Origin of the sequence: Azospirillum brasilense (genome assembly GCF_022023855.1) — a bacterium.
Taxonomy (GTDB): domain Bacteria; phylum Pseudomonadota; class Alphaproteobacteria; order Azospirillales; family Azospirillaceae; genus Azospirillum; species Azospirillum brasilense_F.
On sequence record NZ_CP059450.1, the window covers coordinates 678906 to 704115 of the forward strand.

General features: G+C 69.1%; 26 protein-coding genes. 11 read left to right on the forward strand and 15 right to left on the reverse strand.

Annotated elements, in window-relative coordinates; genetic code table 11:
- Positions 1–149: 149 nt before the first annotated feature.
- From H1Q64_RS16485 to H1Q64_RS16530, 10 genes are all read right to left on the reverse strand, one after another.
- The gene (locus H1Q64_RS16485) at positions 150–1013 is read right to left on the reverse strand and encodes a DUF2076 domain-containing protein (RefSeq protein ID WP_330874560.1); all 864 of its coding nucleotides are present in this window, start codon (positions 1011–1013) and stop codon (positions 150–152) included.
- A 68-nt stretch (positions 1014–1081) separates the two neighbouring features.
- Positions 1082–3499, reverse strand: a complete 2418-nt coding sequence (gene lon, locus H1Q64_RS16490; RefSeq protein WP_237906223.1) for an endopeptidase La — start codon at positions 3497–3499, stop codon at positions 1082–1084.
- A 10-nt stretch (positions 3500–3509) separates the two neighbouring features.
- Positions 3510–3917 carry an Hsp20/alpha crystallin family protein gene (locus H1Q64_RS16495; protein WP_109069403.1) on the reverse strand — a complete coding sequence of 136 codons (408 nt, stop codon included), beginning with the start codon at positions 3915–3917 and terminating at the stop codon, positions 3510–3512.
- A 33-nt stretch (positions 3918–3950) separates the two neighbouring features.
- Positions 3951–4142 (reverse strand): DUF2934 domain-containing protein, encoded by a 192-nt coding sequence (locus H1Q64_RS16500; RefSeq protein ID WP_237906224.1) that lies wholly within the window; start codon positions 4140–4142, stop codon positions 3951–3953.
- Positions 4143–4309: 167 nt separating this feature from the next.
- Positions 4310–4561: a hypothetical protein gene (locus H1Q64_RS16505; protein WP_237906225.1), complete on the reverse strand. Its 252-nt coding sequence runs from the start codon at positions 4559–4561 to the stop codon at positions 4310–4312.
- A 93-nt stretch (positions 4562–4654) separates the two neighbouring features.
- On the reverse strand, positions 4655–5482 hold the full coding sequence (locus H1Q64_RS16510) for a universal stress protein (protein ID WP_237906226.1): 828 nt from the start codon (positions 5480–5482) through the stop codon (positions 4655–4657).
- A 147-nt stretch (positions 5483–5629) separates the two neighbouring features.
- Positions 5630–7438 (reverse strand): autotransporter domain-containing protein, encoded by a 1809-nt coding sequence (locus H1Q64_RS16515; protein WP_237906227.1) that lies wholly within the window; start codon positions 7436–7438, stop codon positions 5630–5632.
- Positions 7439–7678: 240 nt separating this feature from the next.
- Positions 7679–8269, reverse strand: coding sequence for a cytochrome b (locus H1Q64_RS16520; protein ID WP_237906228.1), 591 nt, complete (start codon positions 8267–8269; stop codon positions 7679–7681).
- Positions 8270–8472: 203 nt separating this feature from the next.
- Positions 8473–10446 carry a PP2C family protein-serine/threonine phosphatase gene (locus tag H1Q64_RS16525; protein WP_237906229.1) on the reverse strand — a complete coding sequence of 658 codons (1974 nt, stop codon included), beginning with the start codon at positions 10444–10446 and terminating at the stop codon, positions 8473–8475.
- 155 nt (positions 10447–10601) lie between these two features.
- On the reverse strand, positions 10602–11606 hold the full coding sequence (locus H1Q64_RS16530) for a zinc metalloprotease HtpX (RefSeq protein WP_237906230.1): 1005 nt from the start codon (positions 11604–11606) through the stop codon (positions 10602–10604).
- A gap of 233 nt (positions 11607–11839) precedes the next feature.
- On the opposite strand from H1Q64_RS16530, the gene H1Q64_RS16535 reads away from it, so the two are divergent.
- Positions 11840–12748 (forward strand): DnaJ C-terminal domain-containing protein, encoded by a 909-nt coding sequence (locus H1Q64_RS16535; protein ID WP_237906231.1) that lies wholly within the window; start codon positions 11840–11842, stop codon positions 12746–12748.
- 1 nt (position 12749) lies between these two features.
- A complete protein-coding gene (locus H1Q64_RS16540) occupies positions 12750–13118 on the forward strand; it encodes a chaperone modulator CbpM (RefSeq protein WP_237906232.1) in 369 nt (122 codons plus the stop codon).
- 1 nt (position 13119) lies between these two features.
- Here the strand turns inward: H1Q64_RS16540 and H1Q64_RS16545 are convergent, their stop codons facing one another.
- Complete coding sequence (locus H1Q64_RS16545) at positions 13120–13311, reverse strand: hypothetical protein (RefSeq protein WP_014198714.1); 192 nt, start codon at positions 13309–13311, stop codon at positions 13120–13122.
- Between the two features lie 336 nt (positions 13312–13647).
- The gene (locus H1Q64_RS16550) at positions 13648–14577 is read right to left on the reverse strand and encodes an NAD(P)/FAD-dependent oxidoreductase (RefSeq protein WP_237906233.1); all 930 of its coding nucleotides are present in this window, start codon (positions 14575–14577) and stop codon (positions 13648–13650) included.
- 261 nt (positions 14578–14838) lie between these two features.
- Between H1Q64_RS16550 and H1Q64_RS16555 the strand changes: the two genes are divergently transcribed.
- The 3 genes from H1Q64_RS16555 to H1Q64_RS16565 all read left to right on the forward strand — a co-directional run bounded on the left by H1Q64_RS16555 (position 14839) and on the right by H1Q64_RS16565 (position 16069).
- The gene (locus H1Q64_RS16555; protein WP_237906516.1) at positions 14839–15144 is read left to right on the forward strand and encodes an Hpt domain-containing protein; all 306 of its coding nucleotides are present in this window, start codon (positions 14839–14841) and stop codon (positions 15142–15144) included.
- 74 nt (positions 15145–15218) lie between these two features.
- Positions 15219–15590, forward strand: a complete 372-nt coding sequence (locus H1Q64_RS16560; RefSeq protein WP_237906234.1) for a response regulator — start codon at positions 15219–15221, stop codon at positions 15588–15590.
- Between the two features lie 98 nt (positions 15591–15688).
- Positions 15689–16069 carry a hypothetical protein gene (locus H1Q64_RS16565; RefSeq protein WP_237906235.1) on the forward strand — a complete coding sequence of 127 codons (381 nt, stop codon included), beginning with the start codon at positions 15689–15691 and terminating at the stop codon, positions 16067–16069.
- Positions 16070–16089: 20 nt separating this feature from the next.
- Here the strand turns inward: H1Q64_RS16565 and H1Q64_RS16570 are convergent, their stop codons facing one another.
- Both H1Q64_RS16570 and wrbA read right to left on the reverse strand, forming a co-directional pair.
- Positions 16090–17037, reverse strand: coding sequence for a glutathione S-transferase family protein (locus H1Q64_RS16570; protein ID WP_237906236.1), 948 nt, complete (start codon positions 17035–17037; stop codon positions 16090–16092).
- 67 nt (positions 17038–17104) lie between these two features.
- A complete protein-coding gene (gene wrbA, locus H1Q64_RS16575; RefSeq protein WP_094302591.1) occupies positions 17105–17707 on the reverse strand; it encodes an NAD(P)H:quinone oxidoreductase in 603 nt (200 codons plus the stop codon).
- A gap of 127 nt (positions 17708–17834) precedes the next feature.
- Between wrbA and H1Q64_RS16580 the strand changes: the two genes are divergently transcribed.
- A complete protein-coding gene (locus tag H1Q64_RS16580) occupies positions 17835–18773 on the forward strand; it encodes a LysR family transcriptional regulator (protein WP_035679155.1) in 939 nt (312 codons plus the stop codon).
- A gap of 30 nt (positions 18774–18803) precedes the next feature.
- Here the strand turns inward: H1Q64_RS16580 and H1Q64_RS16585 are convergent, their stop codons facing one another.
- On the reverse strand, positions 18804–20168 hold the full coding sequence (locus tag H1Q64_RS16585; RefSeq protein WP_237906237.1) for a tetratricopeptide repeat protein: 1365 nt from the start codon (positions 20166–20168) through the stop codon (positions 18804–18806).
- A 522-nt stretch (positions 20169–20690) separates the two neighbouring features.
- On the opposite strand from H1Q64_RS16585, the gene H1Q64_RS16590 reads away from it, so the two are divergent.
- The 5 genes from H1Q64_RS16590 to H1Q64_RS16610 all read left to right on the forward strand — a co-directional run bounded on the left by H1Q64_RS16590 (position 20691) and on the right by H1Q64_RS16610 (position 25201).
- Positions 20691–21335 (forward strand): transglycosylase SLT domain-containing protein, encoded by a 645-nt coding sequence (locus H1Q64_RS16590; protein WP_237906238.1) that lies wholly within the window; start codon positions 20691–20693, stop codon positions 21333–21335.
- 69 nt (positions 21336–21404) lie between these two features.
- On the forward strand, positions 21405–22244 hold the full coding sequence (locus H1Q64_RS16595) for a 23S rRNA (adenine(2030)-N(6))-methyltransferase RlmJ (RefSeq protein ID WP_237906239.1): 840 nt from the start codon (positions 21405–21407) through the stop codon (positions 22242–22244).
- Between the two features lie 110 nt (positions 22245–22354).
- Positions 22355–23350 carry a hypothetical protein gene (locus H1Q64_RS16600; RefSeq protein ID WP_237906240.1) on the forward strand — a complete coding sequence of 332 codons (996 nt, stop codon included), beginning with the start codon at positions 22355–22357 and terminating at the stop codon, positions 23348–23350.
- Positions 23351–23381: 31 nt separating this feature from the next.
- Entirely contained in the window at positions 23382–24383 is a 1002-nt protein-coding gene (locus H1Q64_RS16605) for a hypothetical protein (protein WP_237906241.1), read from the forward strand.
- A gap of 92 nt (positions 24384–24475) precedes the next feature.
- Positions 24476–25201 (forward strand): fused DSP-PTPase phosphatase/NAD kinase-like protein, encoded by a 726-nt coding sequence (locus tag H1Q64_RS16610; protein WP_237906242.1) that lies wholly within the window; start codon positions 24476–24478, stop codon positions 25199–25201.
- The last annotated feature ends 9 nt before the right edge of the window (positions 25202–25210 follow it).

Below are 25210 nucleotides of genomic sequence, written 5' to 3' on the forward strand. Positions count from 1 at the left end.
GGGAGCACGGCCTTCCTTGCCCGACGCACCGTAGGGACCTAACTGTTTAATTTATATTAACTGTGATGGCGGCACGAAGGCGCACCGGACCTTTTCCAAAGGTTGGCACGCCCTCGCCAAAGATTGGATAAGGCAAGGACTGGATAAGGTCAGATCCAGCTGTCATCTCCACCGCCATCGCCACCGCCGTCATCGAACGAGGAATCGTCGGTCTGATAGTCGACGTTCTGGAGGTTGTTGTCCTCCGGCGGGAAGCCCTGGTCCGCACCCTGGTCCGCGGAGTCGCCGTAGTAATTGTTGATGATCGTCTCGCCATGGCTGGCCGTCTGCCCCGCCGCCGCTGCGGCCTCGCCGAACGGACCCGGCGAATGGCTGAGCATCGAGGAGATGGCGCTGGCCGCCAGCATGCCGCCGGCCACGCCCGCCGCCGTCTGGGCCGCACCGCTCAGGAACCCGCCGCCGCGCGGCGCGTAACCCTGCGGGCCGAATCCGGGCTGCGGGGCGTAACCGGGCTGGGGCGGATAGGCGGGCTGGCCGTAGCCGGGTTGCCCGCCGGCCTGAGGAGCGGCACCCCACGGGCTGCGCGACGGCGCCCCGGGCGGCTGCATCGGGTTGTAGGCCGGTCCCGAGGGAGACTGGGGCGACGGAGCGGGCGGCTCCGCCGAACGGTTGCCGCCACCGGCCCACGGGCTGCGCCCCAGCCCGAGCGCGTTGGACAGGAAGCTGCCGCCGGACGGCTGCGGTTGAGTCTGCTGGGCGCGGGTCTGCGCCTCCCTCACCTGCCGCTCCAGATCCTCGATGCGCTGCTGGGCGGCGGTCAGCGCCTGCTGCTGCACCAGGACCGACTGCGCCATGTAGTAGGCGGCGGCGGGCTGGCCCTGGATCATCTGCTGGATGAAGCGTTCCGCCTCCGGATCGCGGGGCTGGTTCTCCACCTCGCGCAGGTGCGTGAACAGATCGGAAAGGAGGGTGCGTTCCTCGGGCGTCATGATCGTCTCCTGTGCGCGTTCCATGCGGGCGCGCCATTGATGTGGCGCACCGCACCCCCGGTGCGCAAGGGTTCCGGCCCCTGCGGAGAACGCTACCCGGCCTTGCGCTCCGCCGCCTCCGCGGACGGCTCCGACACCAGGGCGGCGCGGACGGCGTCGTCCACCCGCTCCAGCCAGACGAAGCTCAGCCGCTCACGCACCGCCACCGGAATATCCTCGAAATCCTTGCGGTTGCGGGCGGGCAGCATGACCGTCTTCAGACCGGCGCGCTGGGCGGCCACCACCTTCTCGCGGATGCCGCCGACCGGCAGCACCAGACCGCGCAGGCTGATTTCCCCGGTCATCGCCGTGTCGGAACGGATGCAGCGACCGGACAGCAGCGACACCAGCGCGGTGAAGATCGCCACCCCGGCGGACGGCCCGTCCTTCGGGATGGCGCCCGCCGGGACGTGGATGTGGATGTCGAAACGGTCCAGCCCCTCCGGGTCGAGGCCGAGGTCCTTCACCCGCGACTTGACGAGGCTGAGGGCGGCCTGGGCGCTCTCCTTCATCACCTCGCCAAGCTGGCCGGTCAGGATCAGGCGGCCCGAGCCGGAAAAGCGGCTGGCCTCGATGAACAGGATGTCGCCGCCGACCGGCGTCCAGGCGAGACCGGTCGCCACGCCGGGCACGCTGGTGCGCATCGCCACGTCGTTCTCGAATCGCGGCGGCCCGAGGATCGCCGTCAGGTCCGCCGGCTCGACCCGCATCCGCTCGATCTCACCCTCGGCGATCCGCACGGCGGCGTAGCGGCCGACCGCGCCGATCAGCCGCTCCAGATGGCGGTTCCCGGCCTCCCGCGTGTGGTCGCGGATGATCGCGCGCAGCGTGTCGTCGGGGATCTCCAATTGCTCCGGCGTCAGCCCGTTGGCGGCGAGCTGGCGGGCCAGCAGGTAGCGCTTGGCAATCTCCAGCTTCTCGTCCTCGGTGTAGCCGGACAGCTCGATCACCTCCATGCGGTCGCGCAGCGGGCCGGGAATGGTGTCCAGCATGTTGGCGGTGGCGATGAACATCACCTTCGACAGGTCGAAGGGCACGCCCAGGTAATGGTCGCGGAAGGTCGCGTTCTGCTCCGGGTCCAGCACCTCCAGCAGGGCGGCCGACGGGTCGCCTTGGAAGCCCTGCCCCAGCTTGTCCATCTCGTCCAGCATCAGCACGCAGTCGCGCGTTCCGGCCTTGCGGATGGCCTGGACGATGTTCCCCGGCAGCGCCCCGACATAGGTGCGGCGATGGCCGCGGATCTCGCTCTCGTCATGGACGCCGCCCAGCGAGACGCGGGCGAAGGCCCGCCCGGTCGCCCGCGCGATGCTCTGGCCGAGCGAGGTCTTGCCCACCCCCGGCGGACCGACGAAGCACAGGATGGGGCTGCGCCCTTCCGGGTTCAGCTTGCGCACCGCCAGGAACTCCAGGATGCGGCGCTTGACCTTCTCCAGCCCGTAATGGTCCTCGTCCAGGATGCGGCGCGCCTCGGCGATGTCGATGCGGGATTCCGACCGGCGGTCCCACGGCATCTCGATCAGCCAATCCAGGTAGCTGCGCACCATCGAATATTCCGCCGCCGCCTCCGGCATGCGCTCCAGACGGCGAAGCTCCTTCTCGGCGTGCTCGCGGACGTCGGGCGGCATGCCGGCCTTGGCGATAGCGTCCTGAAGCTCGCCGATCTCGGCCTGACGCCCCTCGTCGGCCTCGCCCAGCTCCTTCTGGATGGCGCGGAGCTGCTCGCGCAGCAGATACTCGCGCTGCCTTTCGTCCATCGCCTCGCGGGTGCGCTCGCGGAGGTCGCGGGACAGCCGCAGCACCTCGATCCGCCGGGCCAGCAGGCCGCCGACCTTGTCGAGCCGTTCCGGCAGGTCGACGGTCTCCAGCACCTCCTGCTTCTCGGCGGGTTTCAGGTCCATGTAGCTGGCGGTCATGTCGGCCAGTTCGCCGGGGCTTTCGATGGCCTGCACGGCGGCCAACAACTCCTGCGGGGCCTGGGGCAGCAGTTGCAGCGCCTCCACCGCCTCGTTGCGTAGGTTCAGGAAGCGGGCCATGACCTCCGGCGTGGCGGTGTCGCTTTCCTCCACCATCTCGACGCGGGCGGCCATGAAGGGATGGCCCGGCACCCACTCGACGATGCGGAAGCGCTGCTGCCCCTGGCACACCAGATGGTGCGAGCCGTCGGGCGTGGTGACGTAGCGCAGGATGCTGGCGGTCGTGCCGACGCGGTGCATGTCGGCTCCGGTCGGGTCCTCCACCGCCTCGTCGCGCTGGAGCAGGATACCGACCGGCCGTTCGGTGCGGGCCGCCTCCTGCGCTGCGGCGACGGAGCGCGCCCGCCCGACCGTCACCGGCAGCACCACCCCGGGAAACTGCACGAGGTTCCGCACCGGGATGACCGGGATCACATCCTCCGGCAGCCCGGAGACGGGCGGCGAGACGGGCGGTGTCTGGGGAGTCGGCGTCGCTTCGGCAGCGTGCTCATCAGTCATTGGACGTCCTTCATCCCATCTTGTCGAGCGTCAGCACGAGGCAGCCCGCCGACAGCTCGCGCCGTCCCATGCGGAAGGCCCCGGCGGGCAGCTCGATCCGCCGCTCGAAGCGGCCGTGGGGAATCTCGAGGCGGTGGATGATCCCGTCGCAGCCCAGCGGCAGCGTCCGTTCCCCGGCAACCACCAGAACGCCGTCCTCGACGGCGACGTGAAGCTGGTCCGCACCGACGCCGGGAAGGGCGACGACGATGGTCACCGCGTCCTCCGTCTCGTAGACGTCGATGGGCGGAGTCCAGCAGGCGCGGCGCGGGCCGGGCGGGGCCGGGCGGAAGAACTGGCGGTGCAGCCGCTCGGCACGGTCCAGCAGCTCGACGGCCTCCGACCACATGAAGGAAGCGGGATCACGGCGGGGCGGCATGGCGACTCCTCGGAGGAAAAGATGTGATGGGCGTCAGATGCCGGCGCCCGAATCCGCGGAGGCTCGGGCGGGGTCGCGCGGCGCGGCGCCCTCCTCCTTCGCCCGCTCGTCCTCGTCCCGGAGTTCGCGGCAGGCCCGCTCCCAATGCTCGGCGCGGCGCCCTTCGGGGCGGCCCTCCCGTTCCCAGATCTCGTAGGCACGGTGGCGGATGCGGTGTTCGTCCATCGCGGCTTTTCCCTCCTTCCCGCCCCGGCCACAGGCATGGCCCATCCGGCCGCAAGAACCGGGGCTCCTTCGTCCCTTTAGCAACGGCAGGGTGTCGCAGGCGTTCCGCCGACCTTGCGGACATCAGACGGAAGGAAGGGGAAATGGCCCCTTTCGAGGCCGGGGCTTTAGAACCGGTCCGGCCCATCCGTGGGATCGGGGCGGCCCGCCGCCTCGTCGTGGCCGCTTCGGTTGCTGAGGAAAACGAGGGCCATGAGCCCGATGGCGACGGCGCTGGTCAGCACGGCGCCGCCCACCAGGGCGAGCAGGCCCGGCAGGCTGAGGCCGAACAGGTCGAAGCCCGTCGCCGCCCAGGCGGCAAGCAGCGCCGCCAGGACGATGACGGGACAGGCGATCAGGAAGACGCGGAGCCAGGACATGCACGCTCTCCAGCCGGTGCCGGGACAGCCTCTACATGGCCGCCCGGCACGCCGGAGGAAAGCCCGTCGCCCGTTTCCGTCAACCGGACGGCGTCAGTGGGACAGCAGCAGCGGCACCGGGCAGGTGCGCAGGACATGGCGCGTTCCGCCGCCGCGGTGCAGGAAGGGGAAGCCGTAATGGCCGTGCGCGCCCATCACCAGCAGATCAGCCCCGGAGTCGATGCTGCGGGCGAGAAGCGCGTCCATGGCGCCGATGTCGGTCACCGTGAAATGCGTCTGTTCGGCCGTCACGCCGTGCAGCGCCAGATGGTCGAGCAGGCCGATGCGCTGCGGCTCCGACCCTGCGGGCGGGGCGGCCTGGGTCAGCACGGTGATGACGGTCACCTCGTCGGCGGCCTGGAGGAAGGGCATGGCGTCGGACAGGGCGCGGGCGGCCTCGCGCTCGGCGTTCCAGGCGACGGCAACGCGCTTGCCGATCACCGGGAAGGTGCCTGCGAAGGGCAGCACCAGCACAGGGCGGCCCGAATTCAGCACCACCTGCTCGTTCAGCTCCTCCGGCGCCACGCCGTCGGCGGGGGCGCTGCGGTCGAACTGGCCGAGCACCGTCAGGTCGGCGAAGCGCGACCAGATGATGACCTCGCGGATGACGTGGTTGTGCTCGCCGTGGGTCAGGCCGTGCCACTGGCCCTGCAGGCCCGACGCCTGGAGCTTGTCGCGGAACATCGCCTCGCTGCGGGCGGCGGCCTGTTCCAGATGGTCGCTGGAGCGGCGGGCGATGACGCTGGTGGCGCTGCGGTCCGGCTGGGCGAACAGGCCGCGCAGGAAGGCGCCGCTGGTCTTCGCCAGGGCGATGGCCGCGTCGAGGCGGGTTTCCACCTGCGGGCCGGAATCGAGATGCACGAGGATGTGCTTGTAGGCCATGAAACTCCTCCCTTTGTTGTTGTCCGGGCCGTTGTTCTTGTTCGGGCGGGCGTGCCCGTGGGCGACGCGCCGGCACCGATTGTTCCTCTTGCGGCGCCGCAACGCCAGCAGGAAAAAGCCTTCCGGAAGGATGGAATAGGCGTTTCCTCAGAAGCTCATGCGCAAGCGGGCGGTGAAGGCGTGATTGTGCCCGTCCGCCCCCGACAGTTCGCCGCGGTAACCCACCGTGGCGCTGACCGCCTGCCAGAGCTGGGCCGACAGGCCGGCGCCGATCACCAGGGAGTCGCGGCCGTCGCCGCTCGGGCTCACGCTGTTGGCGGCCCCGCCGGGCAGGCGGATGGTGACGGTGCGCGCGTCCTCGGCGAACTGGTGCTCCCAGGCGATGCCCAGGCTGGGCTGAATCACCGTCCGCCCGATCTCCACGATGGTGGAGGCTTCGGCCCCGACGCTGCTCTCCAGCGATTCGGCGCTCTGCCGCTCGACGCCGAGCGACAGCAGGCCGGCGCCGCTCTCCTGATAGCCGTCGATGCGCGTGTGGATGTAGCGCAGGCCCAGCCGCGGTCCCAGCGCCACCGGCCCGAGCTGCGCCGTGTAGCCACCGTCGACCGACAGGGCGTAGGTCCGCCCGTCCGTGTCCGCCGAGGCGTTGGGGAACGGCGCGAAGCCGGTGGTCCGGTCGATGTCGCCGTAGCGGTCGAAGGAAACGCTGCCCGCCACGGCCAGCAGGAAGCCCCGCGCCTCGGTCACCGCGTGCAGGCCGATGATGGTGCTGGTCATGTCCAGCGTGCCCGCCCCCTCGTCCAGCTTGGCGCGGCCGCGCGATCCGCCGACCGACAGCCCGACGCGCGAGGCCGGCCCGACCGGCAATTCGGCGCCGACGCCGCCCGACTGGGTGTTGAAGCGGAAGCCCTGGCGCTCCGCCGTGCCGCCGAGACGGCCCCAGGCGGCATCACCGATCAGGAACGCCCTCAGCTCCCCGTTGCCGAGCGGCGCCTCCACCCGCGTCCCAGCGGGACCGGCGATGGAGCCGAGCAACGCGCGGTGCCAGCTCCGCGTCGCTTCGAAGGGCAGCTCCGGCTGCATCGCCACCGTCTCCGCCGCGTCGTTCAGGGCGAGCAGCGCGCCTTGCATGTATTGCGCGATCAGCAGATGGGCGGCGCGGGTCGGGTGGATCTCATCCCAATAGACGGTCTGGTCGGCCTGCGCCTCGGTCCCGCAGGCGCCGGTCGGCGCGTTGTCCGACAGGCAGGGCGTGACGGTGTTGGTGAAGCCGTAGGCCGTCGGGTTGGCCGCCACCGCGCGGTACAGCGCGTTGACGTCGGCCACCACGACGGTGACTCCCAGCCGCTTCTCCACGTCGGCCATCGCCTGCGACAGCAATGTGTTATGGGAGGCGGTGACGGTGTTCAGCAGGGCGGCGCGGTCGGAGCTGCGGGTGTCCGGGACGGTGCCGAGGTCCGGCAGGTTCGGCACCAGGAAGGTCTTCCCCCCGAGCGCCGCCAGACGCTCCACCGTGGTGACGATGTTGCCAACCGTCTGGGTGACGAGGCCCGACGGGTCCGCCCCGGCCGAGACGCGGTTGAAGTAGTCGTTGCCGCCTGCCCACACCGCGAACAGCCCGCCGCCGGTGCCGCTCGGGCGGCTGAACAGGAACTGCCCGACCTGCCCCTGGATGCCGGGAACGCCGGTCTGCGACAGGGAGCCGGTCTCCGCACCACCATAGGCGAAGTTGGTCTTCTGGTCGGGCTGGCTGCCGATCAGCGGGGCCAGCCGTTCGACCCAGACGGGGCCGTTTGAGAAACGCCCGTCGTAATAGGGCGGGCTCTGCGGAATGCCGCCGCGCGTCAGCTCATAGACGCGGCCGGTGTCGGACAGGCTGTCGCCGAAGACGAACACCCGGTCGAACGGCACCGCACCGGCGGGCGCCGACGCCAGCAACGCAACTCCCGCTGCCATACGAATTGCCTTACCCTTCACCGCCTCACCTCCCCCGCTGGACAGCCGGAAAACAGGGGTGGTGCGTCAAAGCGGGGGGCGGTACCGCCATTGCGTCGGGAAGAGAAGCCGCTTGGGCGGGTTCATCAGACCATGGGGGACCCGAGCATGGGTCCATCCATGGAGGAGGCAGGACCTCGCCACTCGGCGGGCGGCGCCCACCGGCACCCCGGTGTCCGCGCCGCCCGCACTTTTCCCAGCTCAGCGGTTTCCCCAGGGAAGCATGCGGCTCAAGGTTCCGTCCTTCAGCACATACTGGTGAACCAGGGCGGCGACCGCGTGCAGGCCGGCCAGCACGATGATGGCGGTGCCGAGAAGCTCGTGCAGTTTCTCAAGCGTGTCGCCGAAGGCATGGTTTTCCGCCACCAGCGTCGGCAGGGTGAACAGGCCGAAGACGGCGACGGGATGGCCGTGGGCCTGGGTCATCGTCACGCCGGCCAGCGGCACCGCGATCATCAGGGCGTAGAGCGCCAGATGCCCGGCCTTCGCGGTCAGCAGGAGCAGCGGCGCGGTGTCGGCGGGCATGGGCGGCGGCGGGCTGACGGCGCGCCAGACCATACGCAGCGCCACCAGCGCCAGCACGAGGACGCCGAGCGAGCGGTGGAGGTCCATCAGGGCGGTCCGCTCCGGCCCTCGGGGCACCAGCCCGCGCCCTTGGGCGATGGCGAAGGCCACCAGGATCAGCAGGGCGACGCTCCAATGCAGGAACAGCATCACCCCGTCGTAGCGGGTCTTGATGGGGCGGGTCTTGACGGGCGGCCGGACGGCGGCCTCGGAGTAAGCGTTGGACATCGGAAGTCCCCTCATCGGCAGAAACAGGCAAGTCCTGCCGATCCTGTCCGGGGGCGACTGAACCGAAGCTGAACGGCGGAACCCAGGACTGAGATGGGGGTGCCGCGCTGATCCGCGCCGTGGTCGCACGGATGACCCGGCGCGCCAGCCGGGTAACCCCGATCAGAGGAAACGTTCTCGCCGCCGGTCGTCGCCGAAGGGCGTCACACCGCCGCTTCGGACTCCGGCGCCAGTTCGGACGCGGGCAGCAGGCGGCGGACGGTCAGGCACACGATGTCGCCGGTCTGCCCGCCCGGACCGACATGGGCCTCCACCGCGCGCAGGAGCAGTTCGGAGCGGTCGCGCGCCGACAGGCCGCGGCCCTGATGCAGGACGGCGGCGAGACGCTCCTCGCCGAACGGCTCGCGCTGGGCGTTCACCGCCCGCAGCACGCCCTCGGTGCACAGGAACAGCGTGTCCTCCTGCTCCAGCCGGGTCACCGCCTCGCTGTAGGGGATGCCCTTGCGCACGCCCAGCGCCGGGCCGCCGGCGTCCGCCAGGGTCAGGACGCTGCCGTCCGCCCGGATGCGGCAGGGCGCGCGGTTGCCAGCGCTGGAATGGCTGAGCATTCCGGTCTCGCGGTCGTAGAGAGCGACAAAGGCGGTGGCGAAGCCGTCGAAGGGGCTCTGCCCGCACAGCCGGTCGTTGGCCGCCGCCAGGATAGCGGCCGGGGTCATCCCGGGCCGGGCCGCCGCCTCGCGGATCGCGCCGCGCACCAGCAGCATCAGGAAGGCCGCCGGCACGCCCCAGCCGGACACGCCGGCCACCACCAGCAGGCAATGGCGCTCGTCCAGCTCGATCACGTCGTAGAAGTCGCCGCTGACCGCCGGGCCGGGGACCAGCAGGCCGAAGAACTGGCTGTCGCGCCCGGCGGGAAGCTGCTGCGGCAGCAGGTTCGCCTGCACGTCGCGGGCGGCGCGCTGCTCCTCTTCGATCAGGTGTTCGGCGGCGGCCAGCTTCTCGGTGCGGGTCTCCAGTTCGGCCGTGCGCATCAGAAGCTGGGCGTCCAGCGTCTCCTCGCGGTAGGACGCCTCCAGCGCCATGCTGCGGAAGACGCGGGCGAGGCGGCCCATCTCGTCGTTGCGCTCCATCGCCTCGTTCAGGGTGAAGGGGTTGAAGCGCCCGGCCTCCACGGCGGCGACGGCCTCGCCCAGCCGCTCGATCGGGGCCATCTGGCTACGCGCGAAGCGGACGGCGCCGTAGACGCCTGCCGCCAGGACGAGCAGCCCGACCAGCACGCCGATCTTTATATGGCGTCCGACCACCGAGGACAGGTCCTCCGCCGGCAGGCGGACCACCGCGATGCCCGCGCCCTGCCCGGCCACCGCCGGCACCGGAGCGAAAGCGGTAAGGTGCTCGTCCTCGCGCAGCAGGCCGGTCTCGCCGGCCGCCGCCGCGGCCTTCGCCGCCTCGACCGCCCGCTCCGACAGCGGCCCGGCGCTGGGACCGGTGGCGTGCACAGCGAGACGCCCGTCGCGCTCCAGCAGCCAGGCGCCCTCCACCGTGCCGCCGGCCAGCAGGGAGGCCATCACCCCGTCCACTCCGGCCTTGCGGGCGATGTCGCCCAGCCGGCGCACATCGGCGCCGACCTGGACGATGCGCGGCTTGTCGACGCCGGCCACGCCGGCGAACTTCATCAGCTTGCCGCCTTCGGTGGCGGCGTCGGTCACCACCTTCTCCGGCGCGCGGTTCAGCAGGCCGTAATAGGGCGCTTGGCGCGGCTGCGCCCGCGCGTCGGGGCCGAAGGTGATGTCGGGGCCGGGAATGTTGTGCAGATAGGCGCGGCCCCGGTTGTCGGTGACCCAGATCTCGTCCGGCCCGCCACCATCAGCGACAGCCTTCAGCCGGTCGGTCACAGCCTTGATCGGCGCCTTACCCGCCTCCATCACCGCCACGAGGTGGGCGGCGAGCGTCGCCTCCGACAGCAGCCGGTCGCCCAGCAGCGCCTCCACGTCGCGCGGAACCTCGCGCGCCAGCGTGGCGCTGCGGGCCAGCAGGGTCGCCGCGCCACGGCCGTCCGCTTCCACCCGCGACTGGATCACCGAATGGGTCGTCCAGGCCAGCAGAATCGTGACCAGCGCCACCGCCAGCGTCACCAGCCCGGAGATCAGGAGGACCAAACGCCCTTGAAAGGTCATGGAGGGGACCCGCCTTTTGTAGCCAACCGACCGCCACGGGCGCTCCGCCATCCCTGGACAAGCCTGGGATTTGGGAAAATTGCCCGACCGCGCCCATCGGTTCTACCCAGCCGGACACCCCGAGTCCAGGAGAGGCGGACGTGCTCCCTGTAACCTCAGTACCAGTATCCGCCGATCCGGTAGCGCGGGCGCCGCAGCGCCGCCGGCATGGCGAGGTGCGGCCGGGCATGAAGGGGGTGGGCGTCGAGGCCCGGCAGAACCGGCGGCGGGGTACGCAGCGCCATCAGGCGGCGCACCCGCTCCTCGGTGTCCGGGTGGGTGCGCAGCAGGGAGGGGATGCTCTGCGCCCGGCGGCGGCCGGGAAAGCGCAGCCCTTCCCATGGGCTGTGCTGAAGCCGCTCGATCCGGGCGAGCGCCGAAGCCACGCCCTCCGGGTCGCCGGTCAGGTGGGCGGCGTCGAGGTCGGCGTCGAATTCCCGGGTGCGCGACAAGGCAAGCTGCAGAAGCACGCCAATCCAGGGTGCGGCGATAAGCACCACCACCAGCAGCCACGGAACCGCCTCCTGCCGCATCATCAGCAGGGGCAGGTTGAGAATCAACAGGGCCATGCCGAAGACGGACATCAGGCGGGTCAGGTTGGTCACCGTGTCGGCCAGCCCCATCACGGTCAGGTCGTTGTTGCGCACGTGGCTGACCTCGTGGGCCAACACGCCGGCCAGCTCACGCAGGCTGAGCGCGCGCAGAAGCCCGTCGGTGACCGCGATGACCGACCGGCGGCGGCTGCCCACGGCGAAGGCGTTCAACGCCGGGCTGGCGACGTACCACAGCTCCGGCACCGCGGGCAGTTCCGCCCGGCGGGCGATGGCGGCCAGGGCGTCGAACAGGACCGGGGCCTCCGCATAGGTCAGGCGGCCCGCACCGAACATGCCGAGCACCATGCGCGGCGACAGGCGCGGGCTGAACAGCAGACTGACGGCGCCGCCGAGCAGCGCCCACAGCACCCCCTCAACCCCCGCCAGGATCATCCCGCACAGCGCCAGCAGCAGCACCATGCCACCGAGCAGGAGGAGGGACTGCAGCACATTCGCGATCTTGTGGCGCCGCCGCAGGTCGGCGGCCGCCTGATCCGTGGGCATGAAGGACCGGTGCGTGTGCGGCATGACGGGGGCTCCCTCCCTGACCATCTCCCTTTGGAACCGTTCAACCGGACCCAAGTCCGGCCCGCCTCATATTGGCGCGCGCCGCCCCTTCGTCATCCCGGCCGCAAGCACAGGCGCCGTGCGCCGAACGGAAGGCCAACCCTCTTGATTTGCGGGGGAGCGTCGAACACATACACGTCGAACGTGCTCACCCATCAGCCGCTGACCCCCGCTTTCCAATCACGGTCATCGCCATGAGCAATCCTTACGAGATTCTGGGCGTATCCCCCACCGCTTCGGACGACGAAATCCGCAAGGCCTACCGGAAGCTGGCCAAGAAGCATCACCCCGACCTCAACCCCGGCAAGGCGGAGGCCGAGCAGCGCTTCAAGGACATCAGCGCCGCCTACAGCCTGCTGTCGGATGCCGACAAGCGCGCCCGCTTCGACCGCGGGGAGATTGACGACTCCGGCCAGGAACGGCCGCAGCGCCAGTATTACCGCGACTTCGCGGAAGGCCCGGCGGGCGCCCGCTACGCCCACGCCGAAGGATTCGCGTCGGACGATCTGGAACACATCTTCTCCGATCTGTTCGGCGGGCGCGGCTTTGCCCGCGGCGGCGCCATGCCGATGAAGGGCGGCAACCTCAGCATGGCGCTGACGGTCGATTTCCTGGCGGCGGCCAAGGGCGGCAAGCGCCGCGTCACCATGCCGGACGGGAAGACGCTGGACATCGACCTTCCCGCTGGGCTGGAGGACGGCGGCACCATCCGTCTGAAGGGCCAGGGTCTGCCCGGCAGCAACGGCGGTCCGCCCGGCGATGCGCTGGTGACGGTCAAAGTCACCCCCCATCCCTGGTTCCGGCGCGACGGCGACGACATCCAGCTCGACCTGCCGGTGACGCTGGCCGAGGCGGTGCTTGGCGGCAAGGTGCGCGTCCCGACGATCGACGGGCCGGTGATGCTGACCGTTCCGAAGGGGGCGAACAACGGCACGCGGCTGCGGTTGAAGGGCAAGGGACTACCCGGAGCAAACGGCGTGCGCGGCGACCAGTATGTGACCCTGCGCATCGCCCTGCCCGACGCGCCCGACCCGGCGCTGGAGGCGTTCGTCCGGGACTGGAAGACCGATTACAACCCGAGGCGGGACATGGAGGCCGCATGAGATGGACCGGAACAGCATGGACCAGGGCGGCGCGGGATGGCGGACCGAGGAGGTGCTGGCCACCTGCCGGCGCGTCTCCTCCGCCCAGCTGACGGTGTGGGTGGAACGGCACTGGCTGCGGCCGCGGCACGAGGGGACCGGTTTCGTCTTCAGCGCGGCCGACATGGCCCGGCTGGAACTGATCTGCGATCTGCGGGAGGATCTGGCGCTCGACGACGAGGCGATGCCGGTCGTGCTGTCGCTGCTGGACACCGTCTATGGGCTGCGGCGGCGCCTGCGCGTGTTGGCCGAAGCCATCGGCGATCTGCCGCCGGAGGCCCGCTATCTCCTGCAGGACGAGCTGCGGAAGCGGGAGGAAAAGGAGGAGTAGGTCAGCTCCGGACGCCGAAGGCCCGTCCGCTCAGCGCGATGTCCTGGTTGAAGCCTTCCGCGACCCGGTCGTTGCCGCCGGACTGCATGCACAGCGTCACGTTGATGGCGCTGAGGATGGCGTGGTCGATCTGCTCCGGCTTGGCGTTGTGGCGTTTGATGGCTTGAAGCGCGCGGGTCACGGATTGGGCCATGGAGCAGGTTCCGTTCGTTCTGGCAGGCTGCCCGGGTTGATCGGCGGGTTGGTTGATGGCGTCATCATGACGCCCCTTCGCTCGTCCCGCTGTGCGCCGGGCCACACCCAGCCGCACGGACCGCCTTTCGCAATGGCGAAAGTCCTAAAGCCCAAATTCTTAATCAGGTGTAAACGTCCGGCCGAGCCCAAAAGGCATAACCCTTTATGCCTCTCCTGGAAGCTCCATCAAACCAAGAGCATAGCTCAAGCCATTGGTTTGGTATTACCACTCATTAATGTCAAATGCGACATTTTGCCCGGCGGCGCCGGACGCCCGATTGGGAGGCATCGGTCCTCAGAGGTCCCCGTCCTCCGCCAAGAGTCGGCGATGGATGGCGGTGGCGGCGATCGCAGCCTGCCCCATGGCGACCGAGATCTGGTTCAGGCCCTCCACGATGTCGCCCGCAGCGTAGAGTCCTTCTATCCCCGTCTGCTGATGCCCGTCGGTGACCAGCCGCCCGTCCGGGCCGATGCGCACACCCAGCCCTTTCACCGGCTCGATGCGGGGATGGCAGCCCAGGGCGGAATACAGCGTGTCGAAGGTCAGCCGCTCGCCGGCTGCCGTGGTCAGGGCGGCGATCCGCCCGCCCTCGGTGTGGATTTCCACCACCGGGTCCTCGACGGCGCGCAGGCCGGCCTCGGCCATGCGGCGCTCCTCCGCCTCCTCCAGATTCATCGGTTCGCCCAGCGTCAGGACGGTGATGTCGCGGGAATAGGTGCGCAGGAACAGCGCCTCTCCCAGGGCTCCGGTGCCGTGGCCGATGACGCCGATGCGGTGGCCGGTCACCTCGAACCCGTCACAGATCGGGCAATGGCGGACCAGCCCCCGCTGCACCGCCTGATACAGGTTGGGCAATTGCGGCTCGCGGTCGATCACGCCGGTCGCGGCCAGCACGGTGCGGGCCCGGAACAGCCGCCCGTCCTCCGTCCGCACGCGGTAACCATCGTCGCCCCGCTCCACCGCCGTCACCGTTCCCGGCACGATCCGGGCGCCGTAGCGTTCCGCCTGGGCGCGCATGCGGGCTAGCAGTTCGTCGCCGGTCACCCCATCGGGAAAGCCCGCATGGTTGTGGGACAGCGGAATCCAGGAGGCCCGGCTGGCCCCGGAATCCACCACCAGGAAACGGCGGCGGTAGCGCGCCAGATAGATCGCCGCGGTCAGCCCGGCGGGTCCGCCGCCGACGATCAGGGTGTCCAGACGCTGTTCCTCGGGTGCGGCGGCCATCGCTTGGGCATTCCGGCGATCATTGACGACGTTGGGGAACAGGCGGCGCGTCCCCCGGTTCCGCGACAGGATGCTGTGGCGCCGAAGCGTCCATTCGCCGCGCCGCCCGCGGCTTGACCGGATTGAATTGCCACACGCACTGTACGGCCATACCGTGTCCTGCCGGGAGCCGCAGCCGTGCCCCAGCCCTCGTCTGTCCCGTCCGAACCGCCGACGTTCAACATCGCCCCATGCGACCGGAACATCCTCGACGTGGAACCGATGCTGCGCAATTTCGGCGGCCCCGGCCCCACCGTCACCATGCTTTACGCCCTGTTCCTGGAAAACGCAGACGAGTTGTCGCGCGTCCTGAAAGAGCGATTGGCGCTCGGCGACCTGGATGGTGTCCGGCTGGCCGCCCATTCGGCCGCCGGCGCCGCCCGCACCGCCGGGGCCGGGCAGGTCGCCGACCTCTTCGGCTCGGTGGAAGAGGCGGCCCTGCACGGCGACGCGGCGATGGCGCGGCGGGATGCGGCGGCCCTCGACCGAGCCCTGGCCGACGTGAAAATTTTGATCGCACGCATTTGAGTTTCTTTCGCGCTGATATATCATGCCGGTGTAACCCATCAGGGTGACCCACAGGACGAAGCGCGAGGGTGGCCGTGTCGTTCAATTCGTGCGCGGTGCTGGTCGTCGAGGACGAGGTGGTGACCCGCAGCGTCTCGGTGCGGCTGCTGAAACAGCTGGGCGTCGGCACGGTGATCGAGGCCGCCGATGGGGCGGAGGCTCTGGCCCGCTGCAACCGGGTCGATTTCGACGCGATCTTCTGCGACGTGGACATGGCGCCGATGGGCGGTCTGGCCTTTCTGGAGGCCCTGGACAAGCGGGCACCGGTGATCATGCTGACCAAGCACGATGGGTCCGACATCGTCCTTTCGGCCCTGCGCTCCGGGGCCACCGGCTATCTGGTGAAGCCGCTGACCCCGCTCGGCCTGCGCGAAAAGCTGGAAAAAGCGCTGGCCGCGAAAGGGTAGAACCTTGACCGCGACATTATACTTTTCGTAACCACGGCGGAATTATTCTGTACACGGTGCATTGCTGCACCCTTGTGCGGATTGCCGGGAGATTCCGCATGCCCATGAATGTTCTGGAAGTGGCGATCTACGCCATGGTGCTCACCGCGTCGCAGCCGCGCCCTTATGAGTGTGTCGCGGTGCAGCCGGAGGGGGTGAACTGCACGAACGGCCTCGCCGTGGCGTCCGAATCACCGAAGGGCGTCATGGCCTTCAACACCGGCGTGCAGGTCATCAAGGACAACCAGGGCCGCGTGCGGCTGAGCAACGGGATCACCACCCATTTCGATTCCTCGGCCTGGGTGGCCTTCAAGAACCCCGGCGGACAGACCCTGGTCAGCGTGCGCAAAACCGGGCCGTTCCGCTTCAAATTCTCCAACAGCTTCCAGTGCGAGATGATCGGCCAGAACCAGGACATGGCCCGCTGCTACAAGCCCTGAGGCCCGGTCACCCCACCGCGTTATCGAACCGAGTCCCGTCCATGCGGCGCATCGAGGTCCAGCGCCGGCCCCTTCGGCACGACGCCGGTCGGGTTGATCATGGTGTGGCTGGCGTAATAGTGCCGCTTGATGTGGTGGAAGTCGACCGTCTCAGCCACGCCGGGCACCTGATAGAGGTCGCGCAGATAGCCAGACAGGTTCGGATAGTCGGCGATGCGGCGCAGGTTGCACTTGAAGTGGCCGACATAGACGGCGTCGAAGCGCACCAGCGTGGTGAACAGGCGCCAGTCGGCCTCGGTCTGCCGGTTCCCCAGCAGATAGCGCTGTCCGCCCAGCCGTTCGTCCAGCTCGTCCAGCGCCGCGAAGAGGGCGTCGAACGCCTGCTCGTACTTCTCCTGGCTGGTCGCGAAGCCGGCCTTGTAGACGCCGTTGTTGACGCGGTCGTAGACGAAGCTGTTGAGCCGGTCGATCTCCTCCGCCAACTCCGCCGGGTAGAAGTCCAACGAGGCGTCGCCGAAGGCGTCGAATTCCCGGTTCAGCATGCGGACGATCTCCGCGGACTCGTTGCTGACGATCGTCCCGGTCTTCTTGTCCCACAGCACCGGGACGGTGACGCGCCCCGAGTAGGTCGGATCGGCCTTGGTGTAGACCTCATGCAGGCGGGTGGAGCCGGTGACCGGATCGGGTTCGGGGAAGGTCCAGCCCTCCTCCCGCATCAGGGGATCGACCACGGTGACGCCGATGGCGTCCGCCAGCCCCTTCAGCTTGCGCAGGATCAGCGTGCGGTGCGCCCAGGGGCAGGCCAACGATACGAACAGGTGATAGCGCCCGGCCTCCGGCTGGAACGGGGTCGAACCGTCGGCCCGCACCCAGTTGCGGAACTGGGTTTCCGGACGGACGAAGGCGCCGCCGCTGTTCTTGGTGTCGTACCACTGGTCGTGCCAGCGGCCGTCGATCAACAGGCCCATGCCCTGAACTCCCCTCTGTCCGGTGCCGCCTCTCCCGCCCGGACGACGGGAGAGGCGCACTTCACCCTCAACCGTGCAGCTTCTTGGTGATCTCCGCGACGTGCCGGCCCTGGTAGCGGGCGCCGTCCAGTTCGACCGCGCTCGGCTGGCGGGAGCCGTCGCCGCCCGCGATGGTGCTGGCGCCGTAGGGGCTGTTGCCCATCACCTCGTCCACGCCCATCTGGCCCTGGAAGCTGTAGGGCAGACCGACGATCACCATACCGAGGTGCAGAAGCACGGTGTGGGTGGTGAGGATCGTGCTCTCCTGCCCGCCATGCTGGGTGGCGGAGGAGGAGAAGGCGGCACCCACCTTGCCGACCAGCGCGCCCTTCGCCCACAGGCCGCCCGTCTGATCGAGGAAATTCTTCATCTGGCCCGGCATATTGCCGTAGCGCGTCGGCACGCCCAGGATGATGGCGTCGTAGTTGGCCAGTTCGTTCGGGTCGGCGATGGGAATGTTCGGCTCTTCCTTGAAGTGCGCCTTCTGCCGCACCTCTTCGGGGACCAGCTCCGGCACGCGCTTCACCGTCACCTCGGTTCCCGGAACCGAGCGGGCGCCCTCGGCCATCGCCTGCGCCATGGTGGAGATGTGTCCGTAGCTGCTGTAGTAGAGCACCAGAACTTTCGCCATGTCTCGTCTCCCCTCTGTCGTTGCGGCCGCGCTGGAGGCTGCGGCGTCCCAAAGAGATAGCGCGTTGCCACGCTCCAGCAAATCCAGGGCGCTGGAACTTCATTGTTCCCGGGTGTAGAACAATGGGATGGATCGCCTCGACGACATGATGGCCTTTATCAAGGTCGTGGACACCAAGAGCTTCACCACCGCGGCGGAGCGCCTGAACCTGTCCAAGTCCGTGGTTTCCCGGCGCATCGCGGAGCTGGAGAACCGGCTGGGGGCGCGGCTGCTGAACCGCACCACGCGCAAGCTCAGCCTGACCGAGGTCGGGCAGGCCTATTACGAGCGCTGCACCCGCATCATCGCCGACCTGGAGGAGGCGGAGCAGGCCGTCGCCGACCTGCACGCCGCGCCGCGCGGGCGGTTGAAGGTTAACGCGCCGGTGTCCTTCGGGCTGCTGCATCTGGCCAAGGCGGTGGCCGAGTTCCTCGAACGCTACCCGTCCATCGAGATCGAGATGGACCTGAACGACCGCTATGTCGACCTGATCGACGAGGGCTATGATCTGGCGGTGCGCATCGGGCGGCTGCGCGACAGCTCGCTGATCGCCAAGCGTCTGGCCCCCAACCGGCAGGTGGTCTGCGCCAGCCCGGCCTATCTGGAGAAGCACGGGATACCTCAGACGCCGGATGAGCTGTCCAACCACAACTGCCTGATCTACACAAACATCCCGACCGCCGAGCAGTGGCAGTTCCGCGTTGGTGACGCGATGCGGTCGGTCCGCGTGTCGGGATCGCTACGCACCAACAACGGCGACCTGCTGCGCGAGTCCGCCATCGCCGGCGTCGGCATCATCGTTCTGCCCACCTTCCTGTGCGGCGAGGCTCTGTCCAAGGGGCAGCTCCAATGCCTGCTGCTGGATTATTACATGGCGGAATCGAACGTCTTCGCGGTCTACCCGCAGAACCGGCACCTGTCGCCGAAGGTCCGTGTCTTCGTCGATTTCCTGGCGGAACGCTTCGGCCCGCGTCCCTATTGGGACTGCGCCCTGCTCAGCCTGCAGCCCTTCCGGGCCGAGGCGTGACCGACGCCCCCGCTCCGAACGGTCTTTTCGTCAGGCCGCCGGCTTCTCCACTATAAAGAGAAGACCCGGCACGCCCACGCCCTTCTCCCGCCGGGGGGAGCAGGGCTCCATCAGACGCACCGTCAGGCCCGCCGCCGCCGCCATCTCCCGCAGATAGGCTTCGCTGTGGGCATAGCGCCGTGCCGGGCCGAGCGCGTAGCCGGAGGCCGCCGCCTCGCCGTCCAGACGCTCCACCGTCGCGGCGAAGCGGCCCTCCGGACGCAGGGCCTTGGCGGCGCCGTCGAACAGCGCGGTCAGGTTGCCGAGATAGACCAGCACGTCGGCAGCGACCAGCAGGTCCCAGCTTTCCGGAACCGGCGCCAGCGCCCCGACCACGTCGCCAACCGCCAACTCATCATAGAGTGCGCGGGCGCGGGCCTTTTCGACCATGCGCGGGGCAAGATCGACCCCGGCGAGATGCCCGGCCAGCGGTCGGAACGCCACGCCCGCCAGCCCGGTGCCGCAACCAAGGTCGAGCACCCGCAATCCAGATGCGGGCCCCAGCCGGTCCACCGCCCCGCGCAGCAGGGCCGGGGCGGAATAGCCCAGCTTGCCCACCAGATCCTGGTCGAAGCGGTCGGCGTAGCGGTCGAACAGGGCGCGCACATAGGCCGCCGACAGATCCGCCCCGGCGCCGCCCTCCAGCGCGGCGATCAGCGCCGCGCAGCCGAGTCGCCCGTCCGAGTCGAGCCCTTCGGCGCGGCGCAGCGCCGCCAGGGCCTTCGTCGGCTCCTGCAGCAAGATCCAAGCCCGACCAATGGCGGCATGCAGGTCCGCGTCCTCCGGGTCCCGGCGGGACAAGGGCTGCAGCAGTTCGACCGCGCCCAGCGCGTCGCCGGCCTCGACCAGCAGGGCGGCCAGTTCCAGCGCCGCCTCGCGGTCGCCGGGGCGCAGGGCCACGGCCTCGCGGTACTCCTCCAGCGCGGCGTCCCGCCGGCCCGCCGCCGCCAGGGCGCGGGCGAGACCGAGCCGGGCCGTCGCGGAATCGGGCCGTTCCGTCGTCAGCACCTGCCCGGTGATCACCGCCTCCTCGAACCGGCCCGCGGCGCGCAACGCTTCGGCCAGGGCGATCCGCCAGGACCACACGCCGGGGTCGAGCGCCACCGCCCGCCCGCAGGCGGCCAGCGCCCCGGCGGCCTCGCCCGCGTCCCGCGTGCTGTCGGCCAGGGCGCCCCAGGCTTCGCCCGACCCCGGGTCGGCGGCGCAGGCGAGCCGGAAGGCACGTGCCGCCCCCGCCGCGTCGGCGGCGTAGAGTCGGTCATAGCCGGTCTGGAACAAAATGCCCGGAACGTCTCCGGGTTGGACGAAGGGGCCTGGCCCCTCCCGGTCGGCTTGAGCCGTCGAATCGCGATCCACGATCACTTCGCTATGGGAGATGCGGTGCCGCCGTCTCCGCTCCGGGAGACTCCGGAAAGCGGAAGAAGACACGAACTCCTGCACCAGCTTGCGCGCACAAGCAAGAGGCATCCGAAGGAGGTCATTCGGCGGCGAATCGAGCTTCAAACCGTCGCATTAGGCCGATTGGATGGTTTTGTACGCCTTTCGCACAATCCACCTCTTTCGGTTTTTCAAAGCGCTTCGGAATCAGTGCCTTGATGGCTAAGACCAAGGCCCGGAGTGGGTTTTTTCCGCCGCCTTGTGACATCGTTCGATCGAAAGGCGTGGTATTACCGGGCAGCAAATAGATTGACGCTGTATAAAATTTTTGGAAGTGTGGCTTCGGCGCCCGATGGTGGGCGCTGAACTTTCGGGTAGGAGGCGGTCACCGTAAGCGACTCGGTGACCGGTAATGTCGGCCCCGCGCGGGGGGCCAAAACGAAGCCGGATGAACCCGGCAACGAAGAGGGGACCGAGGATATGCAGGATCGAACTCAGCGCGTGCGACGCACGTATGGCGGCTGGATCGCTCTTGCACTGGGCTTAGCCGCCTCTCCGGTCCTCCTCGCCAAGCCCGCCGCCGCCCAGGACAGCAGCTGCGTCTCCCACGCCGTGGAGGCCGAGCGCAAGTTCAACATCCCCTCCGGCCTTCTTGTCGCCATTGCCCTGGTGGAAAGCGGCCAGGATGGCGCCCCGACCCCCTTCGCGATGAGCGTGGAGGGGCGTCCGGTCTACGCCCGCAACGCCAACGATGCCGCCCGGCACCTCCGCGACAAGCGCGGCCAGCTTCGCCAGAACGTCTATGTCGGCTGCATGCAGATCTCGCTGGGCACCCACCGCGGCGAGTTCCAGCCGGTGGAGCGGATCGTCGATCCCCGCGAGAACGTCAACTACGCCGGCCGCCTGCTCCTTCGTCTTCACGGCGAGCAGGGAAGCTGGAAGACCGCCGTCGCCCGTTACAACGGCGGCTCCACCCGTCAGGCCCAGAACTACGTCTGCAAGATCTGGCAACACCTGAACGAGCTGGACCCGAAGAGCGCCAAGCTGCTGGAATCCGCCCGCTGTGGCGACTCCGAGCCCACCAGCATTGCGCCGAGCACCCGCCGCACCTTCCGCAACGCCCAGCAGGTCGCCTCGCTGGACTAATCCCGGCTTCGCGGAAACCCGTTCGCAAGGGATGGCGCGGAACGCCCCGATGGGCTAAATCCCTGCCCCATGAACTACCGTCACATTTTCCACGCTGGCAACCCCGCCGATGTGATGAAGCACGCCGTTCTGGCGCTGATCATCGACCATCTGAGCGCCAAGCCGGCGCCCTTCTGCGTGCTCGACGCCCACGCCGGCATCGGGCGCTACGATCTGGACTCCGAACCGGCGCGCAAGACGCTGGAGTTCCAGGAGGGAATCGGACGGCTGTTCGGCCAGCCGGCGCCCCACCCGGCGCTGCGGCCCTATCTGGACGCGGTGAACGCGCTGAACCCGGACGGGCGGCTGCGCTGGTACCCCGGATCGCCGCTGCTGGCACGGGCGCTGCTGCGCGAGCAGGACCGGCTGCTCCTCAATGAACTGCATCCCGATGATTGGCAGACCCTGAAGGCGGAATTCGCTGGGGACCGTCAGGTCTCGGCCTTCAAGACGGACGCATATCAGGCGCTGAAGGCCCATCTGCCGCCGCGGGAGAAGCGCGGACTCACCCTGATCGACCCGCCCTTCGAGCAGCCGGACGAGTTCGCCCGCATGGCCGAGGGGCTGAAGGCGGCGCACAAGCGCTGGTCCACCGGCGTCTACGCCCTGTGGTACCCGATCAAGGAACGTGCCGCCGTCTGGCGCTTCCAGGAAGCGGTGGAGAACACCGGCATCCGCAAGATCCTGACCGTCGAGCTGACTTGGCACCCGGAGGACACGCATCTGCGGCTGAACGGCTCCGGACTGCTGATCGTCAACCCGCCCTGGACGCTGGACGACACGCTGCGCGCCATGCTGCCGGCGCTGCACGCCGCTCTGCCCTCCACCGGCGGCGGCTGCACGGTCGACTGGCTGGTTCCCGAGGGGTAAAACCGCAAATTTCAACGAAGAAGCGGCAACCGGTCACAGAGGTTGCCGTTGCAACGGCCCCACCACTCGCCCTAGGCTGAACGGGATTACTCCGTTCCGGCAAGGCCACGATGTCCCGTTCCAACGATTTCGCCAGCAGCTTCATCAAGGCTCACGCCGATGCCGGGCTGGAGCGCGTTTCGATCGCCCACATCCTCCAGACCATCCAGAAGGACCCGGCCTTCCTGTTCAGCGAGGAGTTGCGCCGCGGCGGCGGCCAGTGCCCCATGCACGCCGCCCCCAACGCCGACGACGCGGACAAGGTGACGGTCAACACGCTGCTGGCCTATCTGTTCGAACGGCTGCGCGACCATGTGGCGTCCAAGCTGCCGCTGGACGAGCGCGGACAGGTGATGCTGCCGATCCCGCCGCGCTCCCCCCACGGCATCGATCCGGCCGACCGCGCGGCGATGGCGGCGGCCCCGCTCGACGTGATGGCCTCGGTCCTGCGCGACGCCACCTGCCATCTGCTCGACGGCCTCATCACCGGCTGGGCGGCCGATCTGCTGACGGAGGAGGAGCACTACCGCGCCCAGGGAACGGGCGAAATCTCCGCCGCCGCCGCCGCCACCTTCATCCTGCGCACGACGCTGGAGGACTCTACCCTCTACCAGCGCGCCGGTTACGACATGCTGTCGATCACCAAGACCGGCAGCCACACCGCCATTCACATTTGCTGGGCCATGGTGGAGGCCGCCCCCCTGCTTCTTCCGGACAAGGAGGCGGCCTCCTACGACGACCTCGTCCGGCGCAGCCTGAAGCAGGTGGTTCCGCTGTCGATGGCCAGCCTGGGCATGCTGGTCCATTACATGGAGGCGTCGGGGATCGAACCCCACGACGGCCTCGCCATTCATCTGCTGCCCAAGGACCAGACGGCCTTCGTCCTCGACGAGGCCGGGCTGATCTGCCTGAACCCGGAACCGATCACCCGCTTCGCCAAGCCCGAGGAGCGGCATTACACCGGTTGCCCGGCCTTCTACACGCCCGGCTTCATCAAACTGTATCTCGACATCGTGGCCAGCATCGCCATGGACTACGGCGTCTACGACCGGCTTCGCGACCGCTGACCGTCCTCATTCACGAGATTGACGCCCCATCATGGCCCGCTCCAACGATTTCGCCCTGACCTATTTCGCCGCGCATGAGGAGGCCGGGATGACCCGGATCAGCCTCGTGCCGATCCTGCACCGCATCGCCGAGGACCCGAACTACCTCTTCACCGAGGAGCTTCAGCGCCTCGCCGGCCATTGCCCGGCCCATGCGGACACCCGCAAGGAGGATTACGAGAAGGTCGCGATCAATACGCTGCTGGCCTTCCTCTACAACGACCTGCGCGACCACATCACCAACCGGATGCCGCTGGACGCCGACGGCCATCTGCTGCTGTGCAACCCGCCGGACTCGCCGCACGGGCTGGACGTCGCCGACACCGCCGGGCTGGACGCCGCCCCGGCGGAGACGCTGATCGGCTTCCTGCGCGACAGCGTGTGCCACCTGCTGGACGCCATCATCAAGGATTGGGCGATCAAGGTGACGCTGGAGGAGGAGCGCTGCCGGGCGGAGGGCGCCATCACCCCGCTCGCCGCGGCCGGCTTCGTCCTCGCCAACACGCTGGAGGCGTCGGTGCTTCACGCGCCATCCGGCTACGACATGCTGTCGATCACCAAGACCGGAAGCCACACGGCGCTCCACGTCTGCTGGAACCTGTGCGAGGCGGCGCCGATGCTGAAACCCGGCCTGACCCTGGCCGAGTACGACGACCTGTCGCGCCGCAGCCTCAAGCAGGTGCTGCCGCTCGCCATGGGCAGCCTCGGCATGCTGTGCCAGTTCATGGGAGCCGGTCACATCGAGGCCGACGACCATCAGGCCATCCACCCCCTGCCCCGCCACCAGACCGCCTTCGTCTATGACGCGGAGGCGCCGGGCGGCATGATCGTCCTGAACGCCGACCTGATCGAGCCGACCGCCCAGGCGGGCGAGCGCCATTACACCGGCTGTCCGGCCTTCTACGCCAACGGCCTGATCAACCTCTACATGGAGATCGTGCTGTCGCTGGCCGCGCGGTACGACATCTACGGGCGCGTCCTGCGGGCCGGATGACCAAAGCGCCGCACAGCCCAGCCGTGCGGCGACCTTGACGCCACGCGAAGTGTGCCTATCTTGGCGGCCTTGTCGATTTGGAGACTGCTTGCGTGGCCACCACCAGGAAGATGTTGCGCCGTTACACGACCACCGCCCTGGCCGACGGGATCAAGCGGGCGCGCGGGCGCATGATCTCCCCGCTGCAACGGGCGCTCGGACATGTCGAAAGCGTGTTCATCGACCATGCCTGCTTCCGGCTGGTCTATTCGAACACCTACCGCATCTCCCCCAACATGTACCGGGCGAGCCAGCCCTCCCCCTCCCACATCCGGGAAGCGGCGCGGCGCGGCATCAAGACCGTCCTGAACCTGCGCGGCAGCCGCGACTGCGCCTCCTACATCCTGGAGGCCGAGGCCTGCCGGGCGGCCGGGCTGACGCTGGTGGACTTTCCCGTCAACTCCCGCGACATGCCGAAGAAGGAGACGCTGCTGAAGGCCCGCGACCTGTTCGCGACCATGCAGTACCCGGCGCTGCTGCACTGCAAGTCGGGGGCGGACCGCGCCGGCTTCATGTCGGCGCTCTACCTGTTCATCCACGAAGGCGTGCCGCTGGAGCGGGCGACCAAGCAGCTCCATTGGAAATACGGCCACTTCAAGCAGGCGAAGACCGGCATCCTCGACTATTTCTTCGAGCTGTACGCCGCCTACAACGAGAAGCGCCCGATCGCCTTCTGGGACTGGGTGGAGCGCGTCTACGACCCGGTGGAGGCCAAGGCCAGCTTCCGCTCCCGCGAATGGGCCGACACGGTGGTCGACCGGGTTCTGGGGCGGGAGTGAGCGCGGCGC

Bases quoted from the DNA above. Each gene is read 5' to 3' on its own strand.
- H1Q64_RS16485 (WP_330874560.1), bottom strand. From the start codon at position 1,013: ATGGAACGCGCACAGGAGACGATCATGACGCCCGAGGAACGCACCCTC.
- lon (WP_237906223.1), bottom strand. From the start codon at position 3,499: ATGACTGATGAGCACGCTGCCGAAGCGACGCCGACTCCCCAGACACCG.
- H1Q64_RS16495 (WP_109069403.1), bottom strand. From the start codon at position 3,917: ATGCCGCCCCGCCGTGATCCCGCTTCCTTCATGTGGTCGGAGGCCGTC.
- H1Q64_RS16500 (WP_237906224.1), bottom strand. From the start codon at position 4,142: ATGGACGAACACCGCATCCGCCACCGTGCCTACGAGATCTGGGAACGG.
- H1Q64_RS16505 (WP_237906225.1), bottom strand. From the start codon at position 4,561: ATGTCCTGGCTCCGCGTCTTCCTGATCGCCTGTCCCGTCATCGTCCTG.
- H1Q64_RS16510 (WP_237906226.1), bottom strand. From the start codon at position 5,482: ATGGCCTACAAGCACATCCTCGTGCATCTCGATTCCGGCCCGCAGGTG.
- H1Q64_RS16515 (WP_237906227.1), bottom strand. From the start codon at position 7,438: ATGGCAGCGGGAGTTGCGTTGCTGGCGTCGGCGCCCGCCGGTGCGGTG.
- H1Q64_RS16520 (WP_237906228.1), bottom strand. From the start codon at position 8,269: ATGTCCAACGCTTACTCCGAGGCCGCCGTCCGGCCGCCCGTCAAGACC.
- H1Q64_RS16525 (WP_237906229.1), bottom strand. From the start codon at position 10,446: ATGACCTTTCAAGGGCGTTTGGTCCTCCTGATCTCCGGGCTGGTGACG.
- H1Q64_RS16530 (WP_237906230.1), bottom strand. From the start codon at position 11,606: ATGCCGCACACGCACCGGTCCTTCATGCCCACGGATCAGGCGGCCGCC.
- H1Q64_RS16535 (WP_237906231.1), top strand. From the start codon at position 11,840: ATGAGCAATCCTTACGAGATTCTGGGCGTATCCCCCACCGCTTCGGAC.
- H1Q64_RS16540 (WP_237906232.1), top strand. From the start codon at position 12,750: ATGGACCGGAACAGCATGGACCAGGGCGGCGCGGGATGGCGGACCGAG.
- H1Q64_RS16545 (WP_014198714.1), bottom strand. From the start codon at position 13,311: ATGGCCCAATCCGTGACCCGCGCGCTTCAAGCCATCAAACGCCACAAC.
- H1Q64_RS16550 (WP_237906233.1), bottom strand. From the start codon at position 14,577: ATGGCCGCCGCACCCGAGGAACAGCGTCTGGACACCCTGATCGTCGGC.
- H1Q64_RS16555 (WP_237906516.1), top strand. From the start codon at position 14,839: ATGCTGCGCAATTTCGGCGGCCCCGGCCCCACCGTCACCATGCTTTAC.
- H1Q64_RS16565 (WP_237906235.1), top strand. From the start codon at position 15,689: ATGCCCATGAATGTTCTGGAAGTGGCGATCTACGCCATGGTGCTCACC.
- H1Q64_RS16570 (WP_237906236.1), bottom strand. From the start codon at position 17,037: ATGGGCCTGTTGATCGACGGCCGCTGGCACGACCAGTGGTACGACACC.
- wrbA (WP_094302591.1), bottom strand. From the start codon at position 17,707: ATGGCGAAAGTTCTGGTGCTCTACTACAGCAGCTACGGACACATCTCC.
- H1Q64_RS16580 (WP_035679155.1), top strand. From the start codon at position 17,835: ATGGATCGCCTCGACGACATGATGGCCTTTATCAAGGTCGTGGACACC.
- H1Q64_RS16595 (WP_237906239.1), top strand. From the start codon at position 21,405: ATGAACTACCGTCACATTTTCCACGCTGGCAACCCCGCCGATGTGATG.
- H1Q64_RS16600 (WP_237906240.1), top strand. From the start codon at position 22,355: ATGTCCCGTTCCAACGATTTCGCCAGCAGCTTCATCAAGGCTCACGCC.
- H1Q64_RS16605 (WP_237906241.1), top strand. From the start codon at position 23,382: ATGGCCCGCTCCAACGATTTCGCCCTGACCTATTTCGCCGCGCATGAG.